This is a genomic window from Nocardioides sp. Root151, assembly GCF_001427925.1.
Taxonomy (GTDB): domain Bacteria; phylum Actinomycetota; class Actinomycetes; order Propionibacteriales; family Nocardioidaceae; genus Nocardioides.
The window spans coordinates 543608-568118 of sequence record NZ_LMGG01000001.1 but is presented as its reverse complement, the minus strand read 5'-3'; the positions used below and the strand labels follow the sequence as shown (position 1 = coordinate 568118).

Genomic DNA, 24511 nt, shown 5'->3' with positions numbered 1-24511 from the left:
GGCGTCAGTCGTCGGCCAGGGTGTGCCGCAGGTAGCGCATCGGGGCGTCGAGGTAGGCCTTCCAGTGATGGACCAGCTCCAGCTCGTCCCACGTCGTCTCGCGCAGCCCCCAGTCGCCGACCTCGATGATGCGCGCCCCCGGCATCGCCGCAAGGACGGGGGAGTGCGTCGCGCACAGCACCTGGCCGCCCGCGGCCGCGATGTCGTGCAGCGCCCGGATCAACGTCAGCGTCGACCCGAAGGACAATGCCGCCTCCGGCTCGTCGAGACAGTAGAAGCTGGGTGAGGAGAACTTGCGCCTGAGCACCTCGAGGAACGACTCTCCGTGGCTCATCGCATGGTAGTCGGGCTCGGCTTGCTTCACGTTGCGGTGCTCGTCCATGTAGGTGTACCACCCGTGCATGGTCTCGGCGCGCAGGAAGAATCCCCAGCGTCCGCTGCCGATGCCGCGCTGGATCCGGAGACTGGCATGCAGCGGTGACTCGGTGGTGCGGGTCTCGTGCCGGCCATGGGCGCTGCCGCCCTCGGGTGAGAGCCCGTAGGCAACAGCGACCGCCTCGACCAGGGTGGACTTGCCGGAGCCGTTCTCGCCGACGAGGAAGGTCACGCCCGGCGGGAGGTCGAGCCCTTGCTCCAGCAGTTGTGCCACGGCCGGAATCGTGGCGGGCCACTCGGTCGGTGGCAGGTCGTCGTCGGGGTCGCGGCTGATCCGCACCACGGGCGGCTGGTCGAACTTCACGGTGCCACCTTGGCAGGTGGGTCAGAAGCCGCCGAAGTCTCCACCGCCGAAGTCGAAGCCGCCGCCGTCGCCGCCCCAGCCACCGTCGAAGCCACCGCCACCGTCGCCTCCGCCGTCTCCACCACCGGAGTCGCCGCCCCAGCCACCGTCGAAGCCGCCGCCGTCACCGCCACCGTCGCCACCGCCGTCGCCACCGCCGTCGCCACCCCCGGCGGACCAGTCCTCGCCTCCGCCGCCGTCGGCGCCGGAGAGGTCACCGTCACCGCTGGTGACGTCGGGGCTCCACACACCGGCCATCATCGACCCGATCAGGAAGCCGGGGAACAGTCCGTTCATCGCGTAGGAGCCGTAGTAGCCGTTGGCGTACTGGCTGTAGACCGGGCCGCCTTGGTACCACGGCACCATGCGGGACCCGTCGCGCACGCGGCGTACGTCGGGCTCGGCGCCGGCCTCGACACGCTCGGCGTCGGCGAGACAGACCGGCACCTCGCGCGGGATGCCGCCCGGCGGCGCCCAGGACACGTCGGCCTGCGCGGGCCCGTGCCTCGGGTTGAAGAAGCACGGGGGTCGGCGCTGGGGGAGCGGCTGGTTGTCCTGGCGAGCCAGCACGCAGGCCTGCGCATAGCGGCCGTCCTCGAGGGTGCGGGTGACAGCGGTGATGTCTTCGGGGGTGCGCACGTCGTCGAGCAGGGACTTGGCGTCCTCGTAGCAGTCGAGCGCGCGCTGGTAGTCCTGCCGCATGGGGACGTCGAGCTCGGTGGCGAGGGTGTCGATGTGGAGCTCCTGGAGCTCTTCCCCGAAGCGGGTGACGTCTTCCTCGGCGACCCGCTTGACCTTGGTCACCGCGTCTTCCTTGGTGCGCACGAGTTCCTTGCGGTTGCGTTGCTGGGTCGCCACGAGCGCGGCCACCGCCAGGACCGCCAGGAGGAGCATGATCCACACCATGCACCCACGCTAGCAACGCCGTCGAAACTACGGGTCTGTAATTCACAGGGTTCCGTGGACAGGCCGCAATCGTCCGTGTTGGGATCAATGGTCACTCCCGTTTCCACCTGTCCCAATGATCTCGGAGCACCCCATGCGGCGCACGTTCCCCGCCCTGGTCGCCGGCGCACTGGCCATCGGAGCGCTCGTCCTCACCACGGCGATCGCGCCGAGCAGCGCGCGCACGGTCACCGTCGACCAGCGCTACCCCATGCCCAGCACCGGCAAGATCGCGATCGTGGGGCACGGCTACGGACATGGCCACGGCATGTCGCAGTACGGCGCCGAGGGTGCCGCTCGACAGGGCCTCACCTGGCAGCAGATCACCTCCTTCTACTACCCGGGCACGAAGGTCGCCAACGGCAGCGGGCTGGTCACGGTGCTGGTCAGCGCCGACACCAGCCCGGACGTCGTGGTCGACGCTCGAGCCGGCCTGCGCGTGGGCAGCCACGCGCAGCACAAGGGCTGGACACTGCCGGCCAAGGGCACCGGCCAGTGGCGGCTGCGCGGAACGACGCGGACCCGCACCCGCGTGGAGTTCCGGAGCGGCGACACCTGGACGGTGTGGCGGATCTTCGCGGGCACCGGCAGCTTCTACGCCTCCGGCCTGCCGATCCGGCTCCGCTACGGGTCGACGTCGGTGCTCTATCGCGGTCGTCTCATCGCGGCGTTCCCGCGCGCCGGGTCGACGGACGTCGACACGGTCAACGCGCTGGACATCGACGCGTACATCAAGGGCGTGATCCCCGCGGAGATGCCGGCCACCTGGACCCCTGCCGCTGTACAGGCCCAGGCGGTTGCGGCCCGCACCTACGCGTCGTACGAGAAGCAGCACCCGCGCGCTAAGCACTACCAGATCTGCGACACCACCGCGTGCCAGGTGTACGGCGGCTACTCGCGCGAGCACCCCGCCTCGAACGCCGCGGTCGACGCGACCCGGGGACGGATCCTGACCTACGCCGGGGCTCCGGCGTTCACCCAGTTCGGCTCGAGCAGCGGCGGTTGGACCTCGGCGAACCAGTTCCCCTACCTGCCCGCCAAGGCCGACCCGTACGACGACTGGTCCGGAAACGCCAACCATGATTGGCGAATCGAGCTCGACGTGTCGCGCATCGAGAAGGCCTGGCCGACGATCGGCAACCTGCGCCAGATCCGGGTGACCAGTCGCGACGGGCACGGCCAGTGGCAGGGTCGCATCGAGCGGATGACCCTGGTCGGCGGCACTAGGAGCGTGACGATCGGCGGTGACGAGTTCCGCTCGAGGCTCGGCCTGAAGTCCACCTGGGTCAGCTTCGCCGCCGCAGCCGCTCCGCGAAAGACGGCCACCTCGAGGTCGGCTCTTCCCGAAGACGCGGCGGACACCTCTGTTCTCGACTGATCGAAGGCGACGGAAAGTCCATTGCGGTGGACCGGACCGTTGGGCAGGATCGGCTCATGGTCACGGTCGAGGACGTGCGTCAGCTGGCGCTGACCCTGCCGCGCACCACGGAGCACTTCATCCACGGGCGGGTGAAGTTCCGGGTCAAGCAGATCGTCTACGTCTCGTTCTCCCGGGACGGAAGCCTGATGGGCTTCGGGTTCCCGAAGGATGAGCGGACCGCCCTGGTCGAGAGCGAGCCCGACAAGTTCCAGCTGCCGCGCGAGTCGGACCTGCGCTTCCACTGGGTGGTGGCCCGCATGGATGCGCTCGACCTCGAGGAGATGACCGAGCTGGTCACCGATGCCTGGGCCATGGTGGTGCCCAAGTTCCTGGTCAGGGAGCACTTCGGGGAGCAGTGACCAACGAGGTGTCCATTTCTCTTGTGCCTCTAACCGAACGGGTGTACATTGGTCACAATCCTCCGGTGAGGTGGCGGTGTCCCCGTCGAAGCCGGTCGGATCAGACGCATCACGGTGAGTGATAGCCCCGGGTCGGGGCCTCCGGTGTCGCAGTGACTTTTTCCTGCGTAGGAGGCCGATCATGACGTTGCACCCGATGACCGACGGTGTCGCCGGTGTGCATGCTGCGATCGATACGGTGGCGGCGTTCGAGCCGCTCTACGTGCCGGCCGAGCAGAAGTCCGGGCTGATGCGTGAGCTGGTCCGGGCCGAGGCGCGGTTGGCGGCGGTGCGGTTGCGGGTGCTGGCGGTCGCCGGTGACGTGGCCGAGACCACCGGTGCCCGTGACGCCGGGGTCTGGTTGGCCGCCGACCGCAACCTGGATCACGCGGCAGCCCGGGCCGACCTCGCGTTGGCGGGCATCCTGGAGGAGCGCTGGGCGGGCGTGGCGGCGGCGTTGGCGGCCGGGGAGATCCACCTGGAGCAGGCCCGCGCCATCGTGAACGCGTTGGAGGAGGTCCGTGACGACCTCACCGCCGACCAGCTGGTCGAGGCCGAGGCCCAGATGCTGGTCGAGGCCAAGAGTCTGGACCCCAAGGGTCTGCGCAAGCTGGGGCGCCACCTGGCCGACGTGGTCGACCCCGCCTCCGCGGAGGAGCGTGAGGCCAAGAAGCTGGCCGAGCACGACAAGCACGCGGCGGAGAAGGCGAAGCTCTCCTTGCGCCCCCAAGGTGACGGCACCACCCGGATCAGTGGCCTGCTGCCCGACGCGGTCGCGCACCGGCTGCGGACCTACCTGGAGGCATTCGCCCAGCCCCGCAAGCAGGCCGCGGCCGCCGACGGACGCCGGGTGCCCTACAAGACGTTGATGGCCCGCGCGTTCGGTGACTTCCTCGAACGCGTCGACCCCGCCCGGCTCCCCGACCACGGCGGTGATGCGACCACGGTGATCGTGACGATCACCCTCGACCAGTTGCGCACCGACCTCGCCTCCGCCGGCCTGGGCTACGACGACGACACCGGGCTGACCGCGGCCACCGCCCGCCGGCTCTCCTGCCAGGCGATGATCATGCCGATGGTCCTCGGTGGCGCCTCCCAGGTCCTCGACGCCGGCCGGGCCTCACGCTTCCACACCCCGGCGATGCGCAAGGTGATCCGACTACGCGACAAGACCTGCCGTGCTGCCGGCTGCGACGTACCAGCCCAGTGGTGCGACATCCACCACCTCACCCCCTGGGCCGAGGGCGGCAAGACCTCGGTGAAAGACGGTGTGCTGCTCTGCTGCCACCATCACCACCGGGTCCACGACCCTGCCTACCTCCACGAACGACACCCCGACGGATCCATCCGCTTCACCAGACGCACCTAGGCCGACCCGGATGCAGAAGAGATCAGCCCACGACGATGATCAGGTCTCCGCCCTCGACGGAACGCGTGTCCGGTACGGCGACGCGCTCGACGGTGCCCGCCATCGGTGCGGTGATCGAGGCCTCCATCTTCATCGCCTCGATGGTGGCGACGGCCTCGCCGGCCTCGACCTTGTCGCCCTCGGCAACGGTCACCGTGACCACGCCCTGGAACGGCGCCGCGACCTGACCGGGCTTGCCCGGCTCGGCCTTCTCGGTTGCGGCGACCTCGGCCGCGACGCCGCGGTCGCGCACGCTGATCGGGCGGAGCTGGCCGTTGATCGTGCACATCACCGAGCGGTAGCCGCGCTCGTCGGGCTCGCCGATCGCCTGCAGCCCGAGCAGCATCTTCTTGCCCGGCTCGAGGTCGACCTCGTGCTCCTCGCCGGCGTTGAGGCCGTAGAGGTAGTCGATGGTCGGCAGGATCGAGGTGTCGCCGTACTGTGCCCGGGCCTCGGCGAACTCGCGGGCCGGGCCGGGGAACAGCAGCTCGTTGAGCGTGCGCCGGCGGTCGCTGTCGAGCCCGGCGACCTGCTCGGGGGTCAACGCCGGTGCGGGCTTGCGGGCCGTGCGGCCCTCGAGTGCCTTGGTGCGGAACGGCTCGGGCCAGCCACCGGGCGGGTCGCCCAGCTCACCGCCGAGGAAGCCGATCACCGAGTCGGGGATGTCGAACTTCGCGGGGTTCTCCGCGAACTCGGCCGGGTCGGCGCCGACCGCGACCAGGTGCAGGGCGAGGTCGCCGACCACCTTGGACGACGGGGTCACCTTCACGATGTTGCCGAGGATGTCGTTGGCCGCGGCGTACATGTCCTCGATCTGCTCGAACTTCTCGCCGAGGCCGAGCGCGATCGCCTGCTGGCGCAGGTTGGAGAGCTGTCCGCCGGGGATCTCGTGGGTGTAGACCCGGCCGGTCGGCGAGGGCAGGCCCGACTCGAAGGGCGCGTAGACCCGACGGGTGGCCTCCCAGTAGGGCTCCAGGGCGCAGACCGCGTCGAGGGAGAGCCCGGTCTCGCGGGCCGAGTGGTCGGTGGCCGACACCAGTGCGGAGAGCGGCGGCTGCGACGTCGTCCCGGCCAGGGCTGCGGAGCAGGCGTCGACCGCGTCGACACCGGCGTCGATGGCGGCAAGGAGCGTGCCGAGCTGTCCGCCGGGGGTGTCGTGGGTGTGCAGGTGCACCGGCAGGTCGAACTCGTCGCGGAGTGCGGTGACCAGGGTGCGGGCCGCCGGGGCGCGGAGCAGGCCGGCCATGTCCTTGATCGCCAGCACGTGGGCGCCCGCGTCGACGATGCGCCCGGCCAGCTTCAGGTAGTAGTCGAGCGTGTAGATCTTCTCCGCAGGATCGGACAGGTCGCCGGTGTAGCACAGCGCCACCTCGGCGATGGTCGTACCGGTGTCGCGCACCGCCGCGATCGCGGGCGCCATCTGGGAGACGTCGTTGAGTGCGTCGAAGATGCGGAAGACGTCGATGCCGGTCGCCGCGGCCTCGTGCACGAACGCGTCGGTGATCTCCGTCGGGTACGGCGTGTAGCCGACCGTGTTGCGTCCGCGAAGCAGCATCTGGACACAGATGTTGGGCACTGCCTCGCGCAGGGCGGCCAGGCGTTCCCACGGGTCCTCGGCGAGGAAGCGCAGCGCCACGTCGTACGTCGCCCCGCCCCACGCCTCGATCGAGAGCAGTTCCGGTGTCATCCGGGCTACGTGGCCGGCCACGCCGACCAGGTCACGGGTGCGCACCCGGGTGGCCAACAGCGACTGGTGGGCGTCGCGGAACGTGGTGTCGGTGACCCCGACGGTGGTCTGGGCGCGCAGGCTCCGCGCGAACTCCTCGGGCCCCAGGGCCAGCAGGCGCTGCCGCGAGCCGTCGGGCGCGGGCACGTCGAGGTCGAGCGTTGGCAGCTTGGTGGCCGGGTCGAGCCGGGTCGGGGCCGGGCCGTGGGGCTGGTTGACCGTCACGTCGGCCAGGTAGTTCAACAGCTTGGTGCCGCGGTCGCCGCTGGCCCGGACCGAGAGGAGCTGCGGGTGCTCCTCGATGAAGGCGGTGGTCACCCGGCCGGCCACGAAGTCGGGGTCGTCGAGGACGGCCTGGAGGAACGCGATGTTGGTCTCGACGCCACGGATGCGGAACTCCGCGATCGCGCGACGCGCCTTCTCGACGGCCTTGCCGAAGTCGCGGCCGCGGCAGGTCAGCTTCGCGAGCATCGAGTCGAAGTGCGCGGAGACCTCGGCGCCGGTGTAGGTCGTACCGCCGTCGAGGCGCACGCCCGGCCCGCCGGGGGAGCGGTACGTCGTGATCTTGCCGGTGTCGGGACGGAACCCGTTGGCGGGGTCCTCGGTGGTGATGCGGCACTGCAGCGCCGCCCCGCGCAACGTGATCGACTCCTGGGAGAGGCCGAGGTCGGCGAGCGTCGCACCCGCGGCGATGCGCATCTGGGACTGCACCAGGTCGACGTCGGTGACCTCTTCGGTGACCGTGTGCTCGACCTGGATGCGCGGGTTCATCTCGATGAAGACGTGGTTGCCCGACGCGTCGACGAGGAACTCGACGGTGCCGGCGTTGCGGTAGCCGATCTCGCGCGCGAAGCGCAGGGCGTCGTCGCACATGCGATCGCGCAGGGCCGGGTCGAGGTTGGGCGCCGGGGCGATCTCGATGACCTTCTGGTGCCGACGCTGCACCGAGCAGTCGCGCTCGAAGAGGTGGATGGCCTCGCCGGTGGCGTCGGCCAGCACCTGCACCTCGATGTGGCGCGGGTCGACCACGGCCTGCTCGATGAAGACGGTCGGGTCCCCGAACGCGGCCTCGCCCTCGCGCATGCAGGTGGCGACCGCGTCGCGCAGGTCGGCCGGGTCATCGACGCGACGCATGCCACGGCCACCGCCACCGGCGACCGCCTTGACGAACAAGGGATAGGGCAGCGCCTCGGCGGCGGTGACCAGCTCGTCGACGTCGGTCGACGGGGCGACGCCGGCCAGGGTCGGCACCCCGGCCGCCTTCGCGGCGGCGATCGCGCGGGCCTTGTTGCCGGCCAGGGTGAGTACGTCGGCCGTGGGCCCGATGAACGTGATGCCCGCGGCCGCACAGGCCTCGGCCAGTGCGGGGTTCTCGGAGAGGAAGCCGTAGCCCGGATAGATCGCGTCGGCGCCGGAGCGCAGGGCGACCTCGACGATCGCCTCGGGGTCGAGGTAGGCCCGCACCGGGTGGCCGCGCTCGCCGATCTCGTAGGCCTCGTCGGCCTTCAGTCGGTGCTCTGACCACCTGTCCTCGTGGGGGAACACCGCGACCGTGCGCGCACCGATCTCATAGGCCGCCCGGAAGGCCCGGATCGCGATCTCGCCACGGTTGGCGACGAGAACCTTGGAGAACATGTGCCCACGGTAGCCAGCGTCGCTCATGCGGTGAGAGCCGTCTCAAGGATCTCGGCGGTCCGCTGGTAGTGCTGGCGCAGGCGCTCGACCGCGGTCTCGCTGTCACGGGCCAGCGTGGCCTCGAGGATCTCGCGGTGCTCGCAGGCCACGTCGCGACCGGTCTCGCGGGTCTGTGACCAGCGGCGGTAGAACTCGGCGGCGTCGCGCAGGCTGCAGGCGATGTCGAGGAGCCGCGGGCTGCCGCATCCGTCGAGCAGGGCGATGTGGAACCGGCCGTGGGCGTCTTCCCACTCGTCGGAGATGCGGGGCGGGCCGTCGGTGGTCAGCATCGGCGTCCGCTCGAGCTTGTGGTGGGCGCCGACCATGTCGGCCTCCCAGTCGACCCCGCCGCGCTCGATGGCATAGGCCAGCGCGATCGTCTCGATGTCGATGCGGGTCGCGGTGAGATCACGCAGGTCATCGATGGAGACCGAGCGCACCTTGAAGCCGATCTTCGGCTCGGACTCGACCAGGCCCTGTTCGACCAGCCGGGTCAGTGCCTCGCGGATCACGCTGACGCTGGCGCCGTACCGCTCGCAGAGCGAGGCGAACTTGAGGCGTTCTCCGGGCTGGTGCACGCCACCGAGCACGTCGGCACGCAGCAATGCGTGCACGGCCTCGGTGTTGGCACGGGTCTTCTCCTGGGTCATGGGAACAGCGTAGCAGCAAGCGCACATTCTAAAAATATTCGAAAATCTCTTGCTTGTTCGAGAATCGCGAGTAAAACTGTGTGAAGCAGACCACTCTCAGATCCAGGAGGCTTCTCCATGACTCAATCTCCAAGGCACCTCGTCATCGTCGGCGGCACGAAGGGCCTCGGGCTCGAGATCGCCCGTGCGGCCGTCGCCCGCGGAGACCGGGTCACCGTGGTCGGTCGCACCCGTGAGGTCGCCGAGGTGGAAGCGAAGAAGTTGGGGGAGAACGCGCTCGCCGGCGTCTGCGACCTGACCGACTGGGCCTCCCTGGAGTCCTTCTTCGACAGCGTGGGCCCGATCGACCACCTGGTCCTGGCCGCGCTCGACCGCGACCAGAACACCATCAAGGACTTCCGGCCCGACGACGCAGCCCGCACCTCGTTGATGAAGAACGTCGGCTACGCGGCCAGCGTGCACTACGCCCTCCCGCACCTGTCGCCCGAAGGCTCGGTCCTGCTGTTCAGCGGCCTGTCGATGTGGCGGCCGATGCCCGGCTCGACCACCATCTCGATGGCCAACGCCGGCGTCGTCGGCCTCGGCAACTCCCTGGCCGTCGAGATCGCTCCCGTGCGGGTCAACGTCATCACGCCCGGCGTCGTGATGGGCACCGAGGCCGTCGACGAGGCCGACCCGGTGCGCGCCGAGACCTACGAGCGGCTGCGTCAGCGCACACCCGGCAAGAGGCTGCCCGAGCCCGCGCACATCGTGGCCGCGGCCTTCGCACTCATCGACAACCCCGGAATCAACGCGGCGAATCTCGTGGTCGACGCGGGTATGCACCTCATCTGACACCCCCACGAAAGCAGGCAATCAATGCGTATCGAAGAAACCGACGTCCTCGTGGTGGGGGCGGGGCCGTCCGGCCTGACCACCACCGCACTGCTCGCCAGGGACGGCATCTCGATGATCGCCGTCAACCGCTACCCCGGTACGGCGCACACCCCGCGTGCGCACATCACCAACCAGCGCGCGATGGAGGTCTTCCGCGACCTCGGCATCGAGGAGAAGGTGCTGGCCCGCGCGCTCCCGGCCGACCAGATGGGCAACAACGTCTGGGCCACCAGCGTCGCCGGGCGCGAGCTGGCCCGCAGCCACGCCTGGGGCACCGGTCCCGACCGGGCCGGCGACTACGCGAAGTCCAGCCCGTGCTCGATGACCAACATCGGCCAGCACGACCTCGAACCGATCCTGCGCGACCGCGCCCTCGAGCTCGGCGCCGATCTGCGCTTCAACACCGAGCTGGTCTCGATCAGCCAGGACGCCGACCGGGTCGAGGCCGAGGTCGTCGACCACACCACCGGCGAGCACTACCTGATCCGGGCGGCGTACGCCGTGGGCGCCGACGGTGGGCGCAGTGTCGTCGCCAGCCAGCTCGGCTTCCCCTTCGAGGGCGAGACCGGACTCGGCTCCGCGGTCAACGTCTGGATCGAGGCCGACCTGACCGAGCACCGGGCGCACCGGCCCGGGGCGCTCTTCTTCACCATCCAGCCCGGGCGCGACTTCTGGCTCGGCGCCGGCACCTTCGTCACCGTGCGGCCCTGGACCGAGTTCGTGCTGATCGTGGTCTACGACCCGGCCACCGAGCAGATCGACCTGAGCCACGACGCCCTGGTCGAGCGGGCCCACAAGGTGATCGGTGACGACTCGGTCGAGGTGACCATCAAGGACGTCAGCGAGTGGCAGCTCAACCACGTGGTCGCGCTGGAATACCGCAAGGGTCGCGCGTTCGTCATCGGCGACGCCGCACACCGTCACCCGCCGGCCAACGGGCTGGGCAGCAACACCTCGGTGCAGGACGGCTACAACCTGGCGTGGAAGCTGTCGCTGGTGGTGCGCGGCCTGGCCGACGACACCCTGCTCGACAGCTACCACGACGAGCGCCAGCCGGTCGGCCGCCAGGTCGTCGACCGGGCACTGGCCAGCGTCGGCCTCGATCCCACCCGTGTTCGGTGTGGGTGCCGGGCAGTCCGACGAGGAGGGCCACGCCGCGCTCGACACCTTCTTCAGTGACTCCGACGAGGGCCGCGAGCGCCGAGCCGCCCTCGACCAGGCGATCGCTGCCAACGACCACCACTTCAACGCCAACGGCGTGGAGCTCGGCCAGCGCTACATGTCTGCGGCCGCGGTCACCGACGGCCAGCAGCAGCCGGCGTACGACAGGGACGCGGAGCTGTTCTACCACCAGACCACGTGGCCCGGCGGCTACCTGCCGCACCAGTGGCTGGCCCGGGAGGGCCGCCGGGTCTCCACTCTGGACCTGGCCGGTGGCGGAGTGTTCACCCTGCTCACCGGTATCGGGGGAGAGGCCTGGGCCAAGGCCGCCGTCGCCGTCTCCGCCGAGCTCGGCATCGAGATCCGCACCGCGGTCGTCGGTCGCGGGCAGGAGATCGACGACCCCTACGGTTCGTGGCGTACGGCCTCGGAGATCGAGGAGAACGGCGCCCTGCTGGTCCGGCCCGACCGCTACATCGGGTGGCGGGCTCCCACTCTCACCCCCGACCCCACGGCCAGCCTGCGGGCTGCGCTCGGGTCGATCGTCAACCGCTGACTTCGAGGAGACAGACATGGAATACGGACTACTGCTGCTGCGCCTGGTCGTGGGCGGGCTGATCCTGGCGCACGGCGCCCAGAAGGCGTTCGGTGCGTTCGGCGGCATGGGCCCCGGCGGCACCGCCCCGCTGTTCGAGCAGTGGGGCCTCCGTCCGGGGCGCACCCTGGTGCTGCTGGCCGCGGTCACCGAGATCACCGGGAGCCTGCTCGTGCTGCTCGGCCTCTTCACGCCGCTCGGCGCGGCGATGGTGCTCGGCACGCTGGTGGTCGCCTCGTCCGTCACCTGGGGCAACGGCCTCTGGGCGGTCAAGGGTGGCTACGAGCTCCCGCTGTTGTACGCCGCCGCGGCCGCCGTACTCGCCCTCACCGGACCGGGGCGGCTCTCGCTCGACCGCGCGCTCGACCTCACCAACCAGTACGGCGAGGCCACCGGCCTGCTCGCCATCGGAGTGGGCCTGGTCGCCGCGGCCTGTTTCATCACCTACGCCCGCAAGACCCTCAGTCGTTCCGTGACGGCATGACCACGGCCGACACCGCTCGCCATCCCCGGCTCGTCTGAGCCACCATCATTCCCAGGAGGAGAAAACACATGAGACTCGCCAACCTTTCAGGCCGTGCCGTGCTGGTCGCCGGAGACGCCGAGGCCCTCGACGTCCACAAGGCCAGCGACGGCCGCTTCGGCCCCGAGCTGCGCGGCATCTACGACAACTGGACCGACTTCGTGGGGTGGGCCGGGCAGGCCGGGCTCGACGGCGCCGAGCCGTTCGACGTGGCCGACCTCGGTGCCCCCTCGCCCGAGCCCCGCCAGATCTTCGCGATCGGGCTCAACTACTCCGCCCACGCCGCGGAGTCGGGCTTCGAGGCGCCCACCGACCTGCCGCCGGTCTTCCCGAAGTTCCAGAGCAGCCTGAGCGGCCCGGTCACCGAGGTCGTGCTGCCGGCCGGCGGCAACACCGACTGGGAGGTCGAGCTGGTCGCGGTGATCGGGCGCGAGGTCACCCGCGTCGCCGAGGCCGACGCCTGGGACGTCGTGGCCGGACTGACCGTCGGCAACGACATCTCCGAGCGCGTCGTCCAGCTGCGCGGGCCGGCCCCGCAGTTCGGACTGGGCAAGTCGTTCCCCGGGTTCTCGCCGACCGGACCGTGGCTGGTCACCACCGACGAGCTCGACGACCGCGACAACCTCACCCTGACCTGCACCCTGGACGACGAAGTGGTCCAGGACGGGCGCACCTCCGAGCTGATCATGTCGGTGCCCCGCCTGATCGCCGAGCTCACCAAGGTGGTCACCCTCTACCCCGGCGACCTGATCTTCACCGGTACGCCGGCCGGTGTCGGCGTCGGCCGCGAACCCCAGCTCTTCGTCGCCGCCGGGCAGACCCTGGTGTCCAGCATCGAGGGCATCGGTGAGCTGCGGCAGACCTTCGTTCCCGAGGAGACGCCATGAGTCTGCACGGACTCAGCCATGTCGTCATCGGCGTCCCCGACGTCGCGTCGACCGAGGCGTACTACACCGAGTTCGGTCTGACCAAGGGGCCCGACGGGCTCAGCACGCGTGACGGCGGACGCCAGCTGGCGCTGGTGCCGTCGCCGGTACGTCGTCTCGTCGAGCTCGGCGTGGCCGCCGACGACGTCGATGACCTGGCCCGCATCTCAGCGAACCTGCTGCGGCTCGGGGTGCCGGCCGACCTCGACGGCGACGAGCTGCTCACCCACGAGCCCGTGAGCGGGTTCGGGGTGAGGATCGCGGTGCGGCCACGCATCACCCAGGAGCGGCTCCCGGCCACGCCGTACAACGGGCCGGGGCGCATCGAGCGCCACGGCCGGGCTCCCGGCCTGGTCCGCACCGACCGGGTCCGCCCGCGCCGGCTCGGCCACGCGGTCGGCGGTACGACGGACCTGGCCGCCACGATGCGGTTCTTCATCGACGGGCTCGGTTTCAAGGTCTCCGACCACATCGGCGACAAGGGTGCCTTCCTGCGGTGCTCCAACGACCACCACAACTTCCTGGCCCTGCAGGCTCCGGTGAACTACCTGCACCACACGAGCTGGCAGGTCGACGACATCGACGACGTGGGCCGCGGTGCCTTCGCGATGCTGGAGGACAACCCGGAGCGCCACGTCTGGGGCCTGGGCCGGCACCACGCCGGCTCCAACTTCTTCTGGTACCTCAAGGATCCGGCCGGCAACTTCTCGGAGTACTTCTCCGACATGGACTGCATCCCCGAGGACGAGATCTGGGAGCCCGAGGTGCTCGAGGGCGCGAAGGGCCTGTTCAACTGGGGCCCGCCGCCGCCCCCGTCGTTCCTCAAGCCCGACGACCTCGCCGCCATGATGACCGGGGCGCACAGCACCGCCTGACCGGCCGCGCGCAACGGTCCGGTCTCAGTTGCCGGGTTCGCGCCACGCGGACGCCGCGAACTGACTACAGTCGGCAACGGCCCGACGTGGCCGCTGCTCCGGAGACGTTGAGCGGCGGTGAGGAGCCTCTCTCCTGGGAGGGAGCGGAGGGTAGGGCCGCTCGGCTTGCCGGGCGGCCCTATTGCAAGCCGGCCTGCAGTCGCGTGACCAGGTCGGGCTCGAGCGAGCCGTAGCCGGTCGACGCCCACGGCTCGGCGTCGGTCTCGAAGTAGTGCACCGGCTTGCCCCGGCGTACGACGTCGAGGATGTCGGGGGCCTTCTTCCGGCGCAGCGCGGTGAGGCAGTCGGGGCACAGCGGCACCTCGAGGGTGCGGCCCTGCCACTCGACGCGGCGCTCCTTGCCGGCTCGCCCGTGCAGCGGGTTGAGGTAGCAGGTGGGGCTCGGCGCCCAGGCCTTCCCTGCCCGGGCGGTCTCGAGTGCGTCCCTTCCGCGCCGGGTCAGCACGAGGGCACCGACCGCATCGAGCTCGTCGGGTTCTTCGGGGGTCAGCAGGCGGCGTACGGCGGCATAGTGGTCCAGTGCTGCCTGCCAGGCCTGCTGGTCGTCGCCGGGTGCGATCTCCAGCTCGTCGAGCTGCTCACCCAGCGCCTGCGACTCGTCGTGGGCGAGGGAGAGCGTCTCGCGGGCCCGGGCCGCGCGGATCTGTTTCAGGGCGGACTTCGGCAGCGGTGCCGGCTTCGCCTGCTTCCGGAACGAGACCGCGACCCGCCACGCCAGGAACACGGCGACCAGCGCGACCACCACGGTGGTCAGGCCGCCGGGCAGCCACCCGTCGTCGTCCTCGCGCGGATTCTCCTCCCGGTAGTCCGCCGAGTGCTCGGCCAGCAGCTTGTCCTGCAGCTTCTCGACCCGCGCGGGGTCCATCGAGAGCAGCTCGATGGAGCGACTCATCGCCGACGGCACGTCCTGGTGCTCCTCCAGGTCGACCACCATCTCGATGGAGTAGTCGTTCAGCTCGCCATCGGGTTGGCCGGGAACGCCCCACTGGCGACCGTCGACCTCGACGCTCGAATAGTCCGTCGGCTCGAGGCGGGTGGTGGTGGAGAGGTAGATCCCGGGGTCGGGGAACTTGTCGTGCAGCCGGGTCAGCAGGTCCGAGGCCTTGCCGCCGTACGTGTCGTTGTCGCGCAGCGGCCACACCACGACGTACGTCGTGTGCTCGGCCGCGGTCACCTGGTGCTCCAGGTCGGCCTCGTCGGCCTTGCTCACCAGGCCGCGCAGCGACGGGTGCACGTAGACCCCGTCGGAGGCCAGCTCCTCGTGGATGCGGGTCAGGTCGTCGGCCATCGTGGTCTCCTCACCAGCGCCAGGTGCCGGGCAGTCGTCGCTTGGTCGTGCCCACGAACAGACCGTAGAGAGTGCCGATCCCGAGCAGGACGCCGACACCGATCAGTGCGCCCGCCATGATCCCGCCACTGACACCACCCCAGTAGTCGGACTCCGTGTCCCGCTCGGGCCACCGCACCTCGCCGTCGACCCGCTTGACCAGGCGCGGAAGGGTGACCGAGGGATCGCCGGCGAACTCGTCGTGTGGCGACATGGTCAGGTAGCCGTAGGGACCGAACGTGTTGATGTCGCCGTTCTCGGGGCCCTGCCAGATCAGGTAGACGCCGCGCTCACCGGACTCGGCCAACCCGGCTTCGAGCTGCTGGACCGTGTCGAAGCCGGAGGCACCGGCGTGGCGGGTGTCGGTCCACACCACCACCTTCACCGGGGTCTGCGCGGCCGCGACCGCCCGGGCCACCCTCTTCTCGCCGGCCCTGTCCAACATGTCGCGGGCGTCGGGTGCGACGTACACACCGTCGTCGGCCAGCCCGGCCAGGGCGTTCACCACACGGTCAGTGCGCGCCTCCGCCTTGAGTGGCTCGCCCTGCGCGGCCACGGCGTCGGCCCTCCGGTCGTGCAGCACCTGGGTGGCCAGTACGGCGGAGCCCGCGGCGAGCCCGGCGGCCACACCCAGCGACACGAGGCCACGAGTCACGCGGTTCATCGGGGCACCTGCTGCCACCAGTCGCCGCCGAGGGCGCCGAAGCCGGTCCTTGCCCACACCGTGGATCCCTCGTAGTAGGGCCGTCGGTTGCCCAGCCGGCCCTTCTCGTGGAGTGGCGCCAGCTCGGCGCCCTTCTCCAGCGCCCCGGCGCAGGCCCGGCAGACCGGCACGCTGGCACCGCCACCCAGCGGGGACTCGGTGTCGGCGGCTCCGTGGCGCGGGTCGACGTAGCAGCAGCGGTACTGGCCCTCGGACGTCTCGAGGGCATGCAGGCCGGTCTGTGCGAGCACGAGCGATCCGACCACCTCGAGCAGGCCGTCGGAGCTGGTGCGGGTCTCGGCACGCTCCAGGCATGCAGCGGCGGTGTCCCTGCGCCGCCAGTCGACGAGGTCGTCGGCCCGTCCGAGTGCTGCGGAAAGCTTCTTGGTCGCCGAGGAGGCCCGGGCCCGGGCGCGATCGAGTTCCTTGGCCGGGTCGGGCGCAGGTCGTGGCTTCCGCGACGAGGCGCTGGTGCCCTTGCCCGAACCCGGTCGGTGGGCGACTCCGCCGACGGCCTGGACCAGTCGGTACCCGACCACCGCGACACAGAGCGCCGTCACCGTGGCGACCACCGCGTAGAGCCCGGGGGTCGGCATCTCGGCGTTCTCGCCCACGGGGCTCCGGGTGCCCTGCCCCTGCCAGGTGGAGGTCGCATAGGCCTCGATCTGCTGGTCGGTCAGGGGATTCTCCATGTAGGTCCCGGGCAGTCCGGCGTTGACCACGTCGAGCACCAGGCCGGCCTCGACCACCGGCGTCGCGAAGCAGTCGCCGCACGAGTCCCGGATCGCGTCGGTGGCAGCCTCTCGGGCCTCCCTGACGGCGCCGGCCAGCATCAACTCATCGTTGTCGACAGAAGGTGCGATGTCGCCGTAGACCGCCAGCGCAGTGTGTCCGACCTCCGAGGTCGAGACGAACCAGACGCCGTCCTCGCCCGAACGGGCGTGGAGGAGGGTCAGCAACTCCTCGGCGGTGTTGTCCGTGGTCAGCCCGGGTGGGGCCTTGGTCAGCACGATGTGCACCGGGACCGAGCTCTTGGCGGCCTTCGCGGTCAGCGCATCCAGGACGGCCTCGGTGTGGCCGTTGCCCATGACTTCCTCGACCAGGACGGGGTCGTGCTCGAGGTGGGCGACGATCTCGCCGACGGTGCCGGCGAAGTCGTCATCGACGCCCGAGACGGCCACGAGTCAGTCCTTGAGCTCGCAGATCACTTCGCCGTTGGTGACCGTGGCGCCGACCTCGGCGGTCAGGCCGGTGACCGTGCCGGCCTTGTGTGCCTTGAGTGGCTGCTCCATCTTCATCGCCTCGAGCACGACGACGACGTCGCCCTCGGCGACGGTGGCGCCTTCCTCGACGGCGACCTTGACGATGGTGCCCTGCATCGGGGAGGCGACCGCGTCACCGGAGACCGCGGAGCCGGACTTCTTGGCGGCTCGCTTCGGCTTCTTGGCTGCGCCCGCGCCGCCGGTGCTGAGGCCACCGAGACCGGCCGGGAGCACGACCTCGAGGCGCTTCCCGCCGACCTCGACGGTCACCCTCTGGCGCTCGCCGGCCTCTTCGGCCTCGGCGGTGCCGCCGGCGTACGGCGTGATCTGGTTGTCGAAGTCGGTCTCGATCCAGGTGGTGTAGACCGTGAACTCGCCCTCGCCGGACGGGGTCGAGGCGCCGACCCAGGCCGGGTCGTTCACGATCACCTCGTGGAAGGTGATCGCGGTCGGCATGCCGTCGACCTCGAACTCGGAGAGCGCGCGGCGCGAGCGCTCGATCGCCTGCGTGCGGTCCTTCCCCGTCACGATCAGCTTGGCCACGAGCGAGTCGAAGTTGCCCGGGATCGTCTCACCGTTGATGTAGCCGGAGTCGAGGCGGACACCGGGGCCCGCGGGCGGCAGCCAGGCGGTCAGGGTGCCGGGGGCCGGCATGAAGTTGTTGCCGCCGTCCTCGGCGTTGATGCGGAACTCGATCGAGTGGCCGCGGATCTCGGGGTCGTCGTAGCCGAGCTCCTCACCGGCGGCGATGCGGAACATCTCGCGCACCAGGTCGATGCCGGTGACCTCTTCGGAGACACAGTGCTCGACCTGCAGGCGGGTGTTGACCTCGAGGAACGAGATGGTGCCGTCGGCGGCGACGAGGAACTCGCAGGTGCCGGCACCGACGTAGCCGGCCTCCTTGAGGATCGCCTTGGAGGAGTCGTAGAGGCGCTTGACCTGCTCGTCGGTCAGGAACGGCGCGGGGGCCTCCTCGACGAGCTTCTGGTGACGACGCTGCAGGGAGCAGTCGCGGGTCGACACGACCACGACGTTGCCGTGCTGGTCGGCCAGGCACTGGGTCTCGACGTGGCGCGGCTTGTCGAGGAACTTCTCGACCAGGCACTCACCCCGGCCGAAGGCGCTGATCGCCTCGCGCACGGCGGATTCGTAGAGCTCGGGGATCTCCTCGAGCGTGCGGGCCACCTTCAGGCCGCGGCCACCGCCGCCGAAGACCGCCTTGATGGCGACCGGCAGGCCGTGCTCCTTGGCGAACCCGACGATCTCGTCGGCGTCCTTGACGGCGTCCTTGAGGCCCGGGGCGAGCGGAGCACCGGCGGCGAGGGCGATCTGCTTGGCCTTGGCCTTGTCGCCGAGGCCCTCGATCGCCTCGGGGGAGGGGCCGATCCAGATCAGGCCGGCGTCGATCACGGCCTGTGCGAACTCGGCGTTCTCGGCGAGGAAGCCGTAGCCCGGGTGCACGGAGTCGGCGCCGGTCTCGGCCGCGACCTTGATGATCTTGGCGATGTCGAGGTAGGTCTCGGCGGGAGTGGCGCCACCGAGGGCGTGGGCCTCGTCGGCCAGGCGGACGAACTGGGCGTCACGGTCGGGGTCGGCGTAGACGGCGACCGAGCCGATTCCGGCGTCCTTGCAGGCGCGGATCACGCGCACGGCGATCTCGCCACGGTTGGCGATGAGGACCTTCTGCAACGGCTTGACCTCGGGCACGGACACTCCTCTGGTGATGAATTGCGAGGGCGCACCGATCGTGCACCCGTCGTGGAGTCTAAGGCCCTCCGGTGGTACTCAGTTCCGGGGTTCCGGTCTCTGGTCTGTGGAGAACGCCACTCCCGTTGTCGGGTGCACGGCTCAGGGCGAGAACTCGTTGAAGAACTCGGCCCACCAGCCCGGTCGGCCCACGGGCCCGAGAGTCGAGCCGGCGAGCACGATGGCCAGTTCGTCGTGGGCATCGGGTGCGGGCACGCCGTGGCGCACGACGTAGCTGGGCGCTGCGTCGGCGGTCGCGCCCCAGCCGAAACCCTTCCGCCGCAGCGTGGTCCGCCGTACGCCGTCGTGCACCAGGGCGGTACGGCGCCGGCCGAGGTGCCGCACCTCGTACTTGCGGCCGGCAATGGTCAACGTGCCGTGCCGACGGGCTCTCCGCCAACCGCCGTCCCTGCCGTTCCACAACTCGACCGGAGTTCCGTCGGCCATCGTGAAGTGCACCGCGGGGGCACCGCCGCGGATCCGGCCCCGTCCCTGCATCCACAGGGCGGCGTCGACGCCATCACTGAGTGACGAGCGCATCGTGGCGAAGAAGCCACTCCCGCGACGCTGCTCGGGCACGTCGTACGGCGCGATCTCGCCGGCGACCGCGCCGTCGGGCCGGATGAGCACGAGGGTGATGCGGGCGTCGTCGTAGGCCACCCGCCACGGTGGGGGCTGCTGCCAGCCGGATGCGTTCATGCCGGCACCATGCCCACCGGGCTCACAGGCCAACCAGGTCTTCGCGGCACCTGGCCTCGATCGCGGCGAGGTCGTCGAGGGTGGCGTCGATGTCGCGGCGCTGAGCCTCCAGGTGCTGGCGTCGTACGTCGCACTGCTCGATGAGGTACTCCAGCTGCCCGGCCTCGCCCGGGGGCTCGTCGTACATGTTCACGATCACGGCGATCTCGTCGAGCGAGAACCCGACCCGCTTGCCGCGCAGGATCAGCTCGAGCCGGATCCGGTCGCGTTGGTGGTACTCCCGCACGGTGCCGGCGCGCACCGGATGCAGCAGGCCGAGGTCCTCGTAGTGGCGCAGCGTGCGCAACGTGACGGCGTACTCGTCGGCCAGCTGCCGGATCGTCCAGGTCGTCACGGTGGTCCTGTCGGTGTGGGTGTTTTCGGTGGTCGAGTGCCGCCGAGGTACGAGGCGGTGTGGGTGTTTTCGGTGGTCGAGTGCCGCCGAGGTACGAGGCGGTGTATCGAGACCTTGCTTTACGTCAACGTAAGCGTAGGACCATGGTGTCGTACGTCGACCACAATGAAGAGGTAGTCATGTCGTTCGAGTTGTCCCGTGAGCACGAAGAGTTCCGCCGGTCCGTCCGCGACTTCGCGGAGGCCGAGATCGCCCCGCACGTCGCGCAGTGGGACCGCGACCACCACTTCCCGGTCGACGTCGTGCACAAGATGGGCGCGCTCGGCCTCTTCGGCCTGACCGCGCCCGAGGAGTACGGCGGCGCCGGGCTGGCCCCCGAGGACGGCCCGTTCACCTCGCTGTGCCTGGCCATCGAGGAGCTCGGCCGGGTCGACCAGTCGATGGGCATCACGCTCGAGGCCGGCGTCGGCCTCGGCATCAACCCGATCCTGACCTACGGCACCGACGCCCAGAAGGAGGAGTTCCTCCCGCCGCTGGTGGCCGGCGAGAAGCTCGCCGGCTTCGGCCTCACCGAGCCGGGCGCCGGCTCCGACGCGGGCGCGACCAAGACGAAGGCCGAGCTGGTCGGCGACGAGTGGGTGGTCAACGGCAGCAAGCAGTTCATCACCAACTCCGGCTCCGAGATCACCTCGCTGGTCACCGTCACCGCTCGCACCGGTACGCGCGACAACGGAAACGCCGAGATCAGCACGATCATCGTGCCGTCCGGCACGCCCGGCTTCACCGCCGAGAAGGCCTACGACAAGCTCGGCTGGCACATCTCCGACACCCACCCGCTCTCCTTCGAGGACGCGCACGTGCCGGCAGCCAACCTGCTCGGCGAGAAGGGCCGCGGCTTCGCGCAGTTCCTGGCCACCCTCGACGACGGCCGGGTCGCCATCGCCGCCCTCGCCGTCGGCCTGATCCAGGCCTGCCGCGACCTGTGCGTGGAATACGCACTGGAGCGCCAGACCATGGGAGGCCCGATCGGTCGCAAGCAGGGCGTGGCCTTCCAGATCGCCGACCTCGACGTCATGCTCCAGGCCGGTCGCCTGCTGACCTACAAGGCCGCGGCCATGAAGGACGCCGGCGCCCCGGTCAAGGAGTTCAAGCAGGCGGCCTCGATCGCCAAGCTCTACACCTCCGAGTCGGCGGTCACCGCGACCCGCATCGCCACCCAGGTCTTCGGCGGCTACGGCTTCATGGAGGAGTACCCGGTGGCCCGGTTCTACCGCGACGCGAAGATCCTCGAGATCGGCGAGGGCACCTCCGAGGTGCAGCGCATGCTGATCGCCCGTGGCCTCGGCCTGCCGGTGGAGTGACCACGTAGAAGAAATGGGCGGGGCTTCCCGGCTTCGGTCGAGTAGCCTCGCTTTTCATGGGTCCTCGCGCCAGGCGTCTCATTGACGAGACATTGCGCTTCCTTGCCGTCGGCGGGGCAGCGACGCTGGTGGCGTTCGTGCTCTTCAACTTCCTGGTGCACGGCGTCTACGTCACCGAGAAGCCGTGGCTGCACACCCATCCGACGCTCGCCTACGTCGTGGCCAACACGGTCGGCATGGCGATCAGCTACCGCGGCACGCGCAACTGGGCGTTCAAGAACCGGCAGACCGCACACGCGGACGGCGGCCGGTCGGCGTACGTCCTGATCAACGTGGTCACCATGGCCCTGCCCATCGGGTGCCTGTGGATCAGCCGCAACCTGCTCGACCAGGACTCGGCCTTCGCCGACAACATCGCCGCCAACGTGGTCGGGCTCGGCCTGGGCATGATGGCCCGGTTCTACCTGTTCCGCCAGGTGATCTTCAGCCAGAAGAACTACGCGCCGGCCACCCTCGCAGGCACCAACGCACTGCCGCTGCCGGGCAACTGCGTGGTGGCGCGCGGCAACCCGCGACGCGTCCTCGGTGTCACCGACGAAACCTCAACGGACCCAGAGGTCGATCCACGCATGCCCTAGCTCGGCCATCAGGTCGCGCAGCAGGGGCAGGCTGACGCCCACGACGGTGTGGTGGTCGCCCTCGATGCCGGTCACGAAGGCACCGCCGAGTCCGTCGATGGTGAACGCCCCCGCGACATGGAGGGGTTCGCCGGTCGCGACGTACGCCGCGATCTCGTCGTCGCCGAGATCGGCGAAGTGCACGGTCGTCGACGCGGTGGCCGCGGCGACCCTGCCGTTGGCGACGTCGTGCAGCGAGTGCCCGCTGTGGAGCACGCCGCTGCGGCCGCGCATCAGCTGCCAGCGCGTGGTGGCCTCCTCGGGCGAGGCCGGCTTGCCGTAGGCCTCACCGTCGATCTCGAGCACCGAGTCGCAGCCCAGGACGAGGCCCTCACCCGTCACGCGGGCTGCGACGGCAGCCGCCTTCAGCTCGGCGAGCTGCAGTGCGAGCTCGCCCGGCGGGATGCCGACCACCTGCGACTCGTCGACGCCCGAGACGATCACCTCGGGCTCGACGCCGGCGCTGCGCAGGGTGGCCAGACGTGCGGGGGAGGCCGAGGCCAGGACCAGTCGTGTCGTCATTGCCGGCCGCTCAGATCCGGGCCAGCGCGGCCTTCAGCGGGTCCAGCCCGAGGGAGCCGAGGTCGAGGGCCGCGCGGTGGAACTCCTTGAGGTCGAAGTCGGCGCCCTTGCGCGCCTTCGCGTCGTCGCGGGCCTCGAGCCAGATGCGCTCGCCGACCTTGTACGACGGCGCCTGGCCCGGCCAGCCGAGGTAGCGGTTGACCTCGAACACGATGGTCGGGTCGTCCATGCGGCAGTGCTGGCGCATGAACTCCAGGCCCAGGGCGGGCGTCCATGTCTCGCCGGGGTGGAAGCCGAACGGGTTGTCCTTGGGGATCTCGAGCTCGAGGTGCATGCCGATGTCGATGATCACCCGGGCCGCGCGGAAGCCCTGGCCGTCGAGCATGCCCAGCTTGTCGGCCGGGTCCGCGAGGTAGCCGAGGTCGTCCATCAGGCGCTCGGCGTACAACGCCCAACCCTCGCCGTGACCGCTGACCCAGCACATCAGGCGTTGCCAGCGGTTGAGCTTGTCCTTGCGGTAGGCGGTCTGCCCGACCTGCAGGTGGTGGCCCGGCACGCCCTCGTGGAAGACGGTCGTGACCTCGCGCCAGGGGGAGAACTCCTCGATGCCGTCAGGCACCGACCACCACATGCGGCCGGGGCGGGTGAAGTCCTCCGACGGGCCGGTGTAGTAGATGCCGCCGTCGTTGGTGGGGGCCAGCCTGCACTCGATGCGGCGTATCGGCTCCGGGATGTCGAAGTGAGTGCCGGCCATGTCGGCGAGGGTCCGGTCGGCCAGCTCCTGCATCCACTGGCGGAACTCCTCGCGCCCGGCGATGCGGCGGGCCGGGTCGCCCTCGAGGTGGGCCACGGCCTCGTCGACACTGCTGCCCGGGAGGATCAGGTCGGAGGTGGCGGCCATGTCGTCCTCGATGCGCTTGAGCTCCTCCCAGCCCCACGCGTAGGTCTGCTCGAGGTCGACGGTGGCGCCGAGGAACTGCCGCGAGGCCAGTGCGTAGTGGTCGCGCCCCACCGCCTCGTTGGTGCGCCCGCGCGGCTCCATCTCGTCCTCGAGGAACATGCCGAAGTCGGCGAACGCGCGGGTCGCTGCCCGGGCGTGCTGGGCCAGGTCGCCCTGCAGGGCCTCGCCGGCGTCGCTGCCCTTGACGAGGTCGGCGAAGAAGTCGCCGCCGTTGCCCTCCTGTCCCGTCCAGTGGCGTACCTGGGTGGCCACCTCGGCGTACTGCCGCGCCGCGGCGACGTTGCCCTTGTTGGCCTCCTCGGACAGCGTGATGCGGTAGTCCTGAAGGGTCTGCGGTACGGCGGCGATGCGGGCGCCGATCAGGGACCAGGCCTCCTCGCCCTCGGTCGACATGAGGTCGAAGACCTGGCGCATCTCGTGCAGGCCGCTGCTGATCACCGAGAAGTCGCTGCGCTGCAGGCCGGCCTCGGAGGTCTCGACGTCGAGGCCGAGCCGCTCGAGGAACGCGTCGCGGGCGACCTGCTCCCGCTCGTCGCTGGGCGTCGCCGCCGTGGCGTCGGCGAGGGCCTTGCGGGTCAGCTCCTCGCGTGCGGCGAACCCGTCGGGGGAGAGGTCGGTCAGCTTGTCGTCGTGCCCGGCGATGCCGAGGTACGTCGCGGTGAGCGGGTCGAGGGCGGCGTACGCCTCGACGTAGGCATCGGCAATGGCATCCACGGGGCGCTGTTCGGTCACGCGCCCACAGTAGTGGTGAGTGTCGAAGACGCGGCAACCTTTTACCGGGGTCGTTGGTCGTGTGGAATGAGACTGGTTCAAGGGCCCGGCAACCGCCGGGCGGACAGGGGAC

Annotated in this window: 23 protein-coding genes; 11 read left to right on the top strand and 12 right to left on the bottom strand. The window is 70.3% G+C overall.

Features of this window, described 5'->3' with window-relative positions:
- Nucleotides 1-4 precede the first annotated feature (4 nt).
- Complete coding sequence (locus ASD66_RS02640) at nt 5-739, bottom strand: AAA family ATPase (RefSeq protein WP_056889955.1); 735 nt, start codon at nt 737-739, stop codon at nt 5-7.
- A gap of 21 nt (nt 740-760) precedes the next feature.
- Nucleotides 761-1684 carry a hypothetical protein gene (locus ASD66_RS02635; RefSeq protein ID WP_056889954.1) on the bottom strand — a complete coding sequence of 308 codons (924 nt, stop codon included), beginning with the start codon at nt 1682-1684 and terminating at the stop codon, nt 761-763.
- Nucleotides 1685-1817: 133 nt separating this feature from the next.
- Here ASD66_RS02635 and ASD66_RS02630 point away from each other — a divergent pair, with 133 nt between their 5' ends.
- From ASD66_RS02630 to ASD66_RS02620, 3 genes are all read left to right on the top strand, one after another.
- A complete protein-coding gene (locus ASD66_RS02630) occupies nt 1818-3101 on the top strand; it encodes a SpoIID/LytB domain-containing protein (protein ID WP_162254241.1) in 1284 nt (427 codons plus the stop codon).
- A 56-nt stretch (nt 3102-3157) separates the two neighbouring features.
- Nucleotides 3158-3502, top strand: coding sequence for an MmcQ/YjbR family DNA-binding protein (locus ASD66_RS02625; RefSeq protein ID WP_056889952.1), 345 nt, complete (start codon nt 3158-3160; stop codon nt 3500-3502).
- A gap of 181 nt (nt 3503-3683) precedes the next feature.
- Nucleotides 3684-4910, top strand: coding sequence for an HNH endonuclease signature motif containing protein (locus ASD66_RS02620; protein WP_056889951.1), 1227 nt, complete (start codon nt 3684-3686; stop codon nt 4908-4910).
- Between the two features lie 22 nt (nt 4911-4932).
- On the opposite strand, the gene ASD66_RS02615 is transcribed toward ASD66_RS02620, so the two are convergent.
- Together ASD66_RS02615 and ASD66_RS02610 are read right to left on the bottom strand one after the other, a co-directional pair.
- The gene (locus tag ASD66_RS02615) at nt 4933-8310 is read right to left on the bottom strand and encodes a pyruvate carboxylase (RefSeq protein WP_056890546.1); all 3378 of its coding nucleotides are present in this window, start codon (nt 8308-8310) and stop codon (nt 4933-4935) included.
- 23 nt (nt 8311-8333) lie between these two features.
- The gene (locus ASD66_RS02610; RefSeq protein ID WP_056889950.1) at nt 8334-8999 is read right to left on the bottom strand and encodes a GntR family transcriptional regulator; all 666 of its coding nucleotides are present in this window, start codon (nt 8997-8999) and stop codon (nt 8334-8336) included.
- 117 nt (nt 9000-9116) lie between these two features.
- On the opposite strand from ASD66_RS02610, the gene ASD66_RS02605 reads away from it, so the two are divergent.
- The 6 genes from ASD66_RS02605 (at nt 9117) to ASD66_RS02585 (ending at nt 13955) form a co-directional block, all read left to right on the top strand.
- Nucleotides 9117-9833, top strand: coding sequence for an SDR family oxidoreductase (locus tag ASD66_RS02605; protein WP_056681584.1), 717 nt, complete (start codon nt 9117-9119; stop codon nt 9831-9833).
- Between the two features lie 24 nt (nt 9834-9857).
- The gene (locus ASD66_RS02600; RefSeq protein ID WP_200949839.1) at nt 9858-11054 is read left to right on the top strand and encodes an FAD-dependent monooxygenase; all 1197 of its coding nucleotides are present in this window, start codon (nt 9858-9860) and stop codon (nt 11052-11054) included.
- Nucleotides 10996-11592: a hypothetical protein gene (locus ASD66_RS24865; protein ID WP_235529938.1), complete on the top strand. Its 597-nt coding sequence runs from the start codon at nt 10996-10998 to the stop codon at nt 11590-11592. The genes ASD66_RS02600 and ASD66_RS24865 overlap by 59 nt, the downstream gene beginning before the upstream one ends.
- Nucleotides 11593-11608: 16 nt before the next feature.
- Nucleotides 11609-12115, top strand: coding sequence for a DoxX family protein (locus tag ASD66_RS02595; protein WP_056681582.1), 507 nt, complete (start codon nt 11609-11611; stop codon nt 12113-12115).
- Between the two features lie 68 nt (nt 12116-12183).
- Nucleotides 12184-13041 (top strand): fumarylacetoacetate hydrolase family protein, encoded by an 858-nt coding sequence (locus ASD66_RS02590; protein WP_056681581.1) that lies wholly within the window; start codon nt 12184-12186, stop codon nt 13039-13041.
- Nucleotides 13038-13955: a VOC family protein gene (locus ASD66_RS02585; RefSeq protein WP_056681580.1), complete on the top strand. Its 918-nt coding sequence runs from the start codon at nt 13038-13040 to the stop codon at nt 13953-13955. Before ASD66_RS02590 ends, ASD66_RS02585 begins: the two co-directional genes overlap by 4 nt.
- A gap of 178 nt (nt 13956-14133) precedes the next feature.
- Here ASD66_RS02585 and ASD66_RS02580 read toward each other — a convergent pair whose 3' ends face one another.
- The 6 genes from ASD66_RS02580 to ASD66_RS02555 all read right to left on the bottom strand — a co-directional run bounded on the left by ASD66_RS02580 (nt 14134) and on the right by ASD66_RS02555 (nt 20146).
- Nucleotides 14134-15303, bottom strand: coding sequence for a hypothetical protein (locus ASD66_RS02580; RefSeq protein WP_056681579.1), 1170 nt, complete (start codon nt 15301-15303; stop codon nt 14134-14136).
- A 10-nt stretch (nt 15304-15313) separates the two neighbouring features.
- The gene (locus tag ASD66_RS02575; RefSeq protein ID WP_056681578.1) at nt 15314-16006 is read right to left on the bottom strand and encodes a hypothetical protein; all 693 of its coding nucleotides are present in this window, start codon (nt 16004-16006) and stop codon (nt 15314-15316) included.
- Complete coding sequence (locus ASD66_RS02570) at nt 16003-17226, bottom strand: hypothetical protein (protein WP_056681577.1); 1224 nt, start codon at nt 17224-17226, stop codon at nt 16003-16005. The genes ASD66_RS02575 and ASD66_RS02570 overlap by 4 nt, the downstream gene beginning before the upstream one ends.
- Nucleotides 17227-17229: 3 nt before the next feature.
- Entirely contained in the window at nt 17230-18996 is a 1767-nt protein-coding gene (locus ASD66_RS02565; RefSeq protein ID WP_200949918.1) for a biotin carboxylase N-terminal domain-containing protein, read from the bottom strand.
- A 159-nt stretch (nt 18997-19155) separates the two neighbouring features.
- The gene (locus ASD66_RS02560) at nt 19156-19752 is read right to left on the bottom strand and encodes a hypothetical protein (protein ID WP_156388511.1); all 597 of its coding nucleotides are present in this window, start codon (nt 19750-19752) and stop codon (nt 19156-19158) included.
- 22 nt (nt 19753-19774) lie between these two features.
- Nucleotides 19775-20146, bottom strand: coding sequence for a MerR family transcriptional regulator (locus ASD66_RS02555; protein ID WP_056681574.1), 372 nt, complete (start codon nt 20144-20146; stop codon nt 19775-19777).
- Nucleotides 20147-20325: 179 nt separating this feature from the next.
- Here ASD66_RS02555 and ASD66_RS02550 point away from each other — a divergent pair, with 179 nt between their 5' ends.
- Nucleotides 20326-21507, top strand: a complete 1182-nt coding sequence (locus ASD66_RS02550) for an acyl-CoA dehydrogenase family protein (RefSeq protein ID WP_056890545.1) — start codon at nt 20326-20328, stop codon at nt 21505-21507.
- 56 nt (nt 21508-21563) lie between these two features.
- Nucleotides 21564-22145 (top strand): GtrA family protein, encoded by a 582-nt coding sequence (locus ASD66_RS02545; protein WP_082563797.1) that lies wholly within the window; start codon nt 21564-21566, stop codon nt 22143-22145.
- On the opposite strand, the gene ASD66_RS02540 is transcribed toward ASD66_RS02545, so the two are convergent.
- Both ASD66_RS02540 and ASD66_RS02535 read right to left on the bottom strand, forming a co-directional pair.
- Nucleotides 22110-22706, bottom strand: a complete 597-nt coding sequence (locus ASD66_RS02540; RefSeq protein ID WP_056681572.1) for a Maf family protein — start codon at nt 22704-22706, stop codon at nt 22110-22112. The two genes, ASD66_RS02545 and ASD66_RS02540, sit on opposite strands and share 36 nt — an antisense overlap.
- 10 nt (nt 22707-22716) lie before the next feature.
- Nucleotides 22717-24399, bottom strand: a complete 1683-nt coding sequence (locus ASD66_RS02535) for a DUF885 domain-containing protein (RefSeq protein WP_056889949.1) — start codon at nt 24397-24399, stop codon at nt 22717-22719.
- Between the last annotated feature and the right edge of the window lie 112 nt (nt 24400-24511).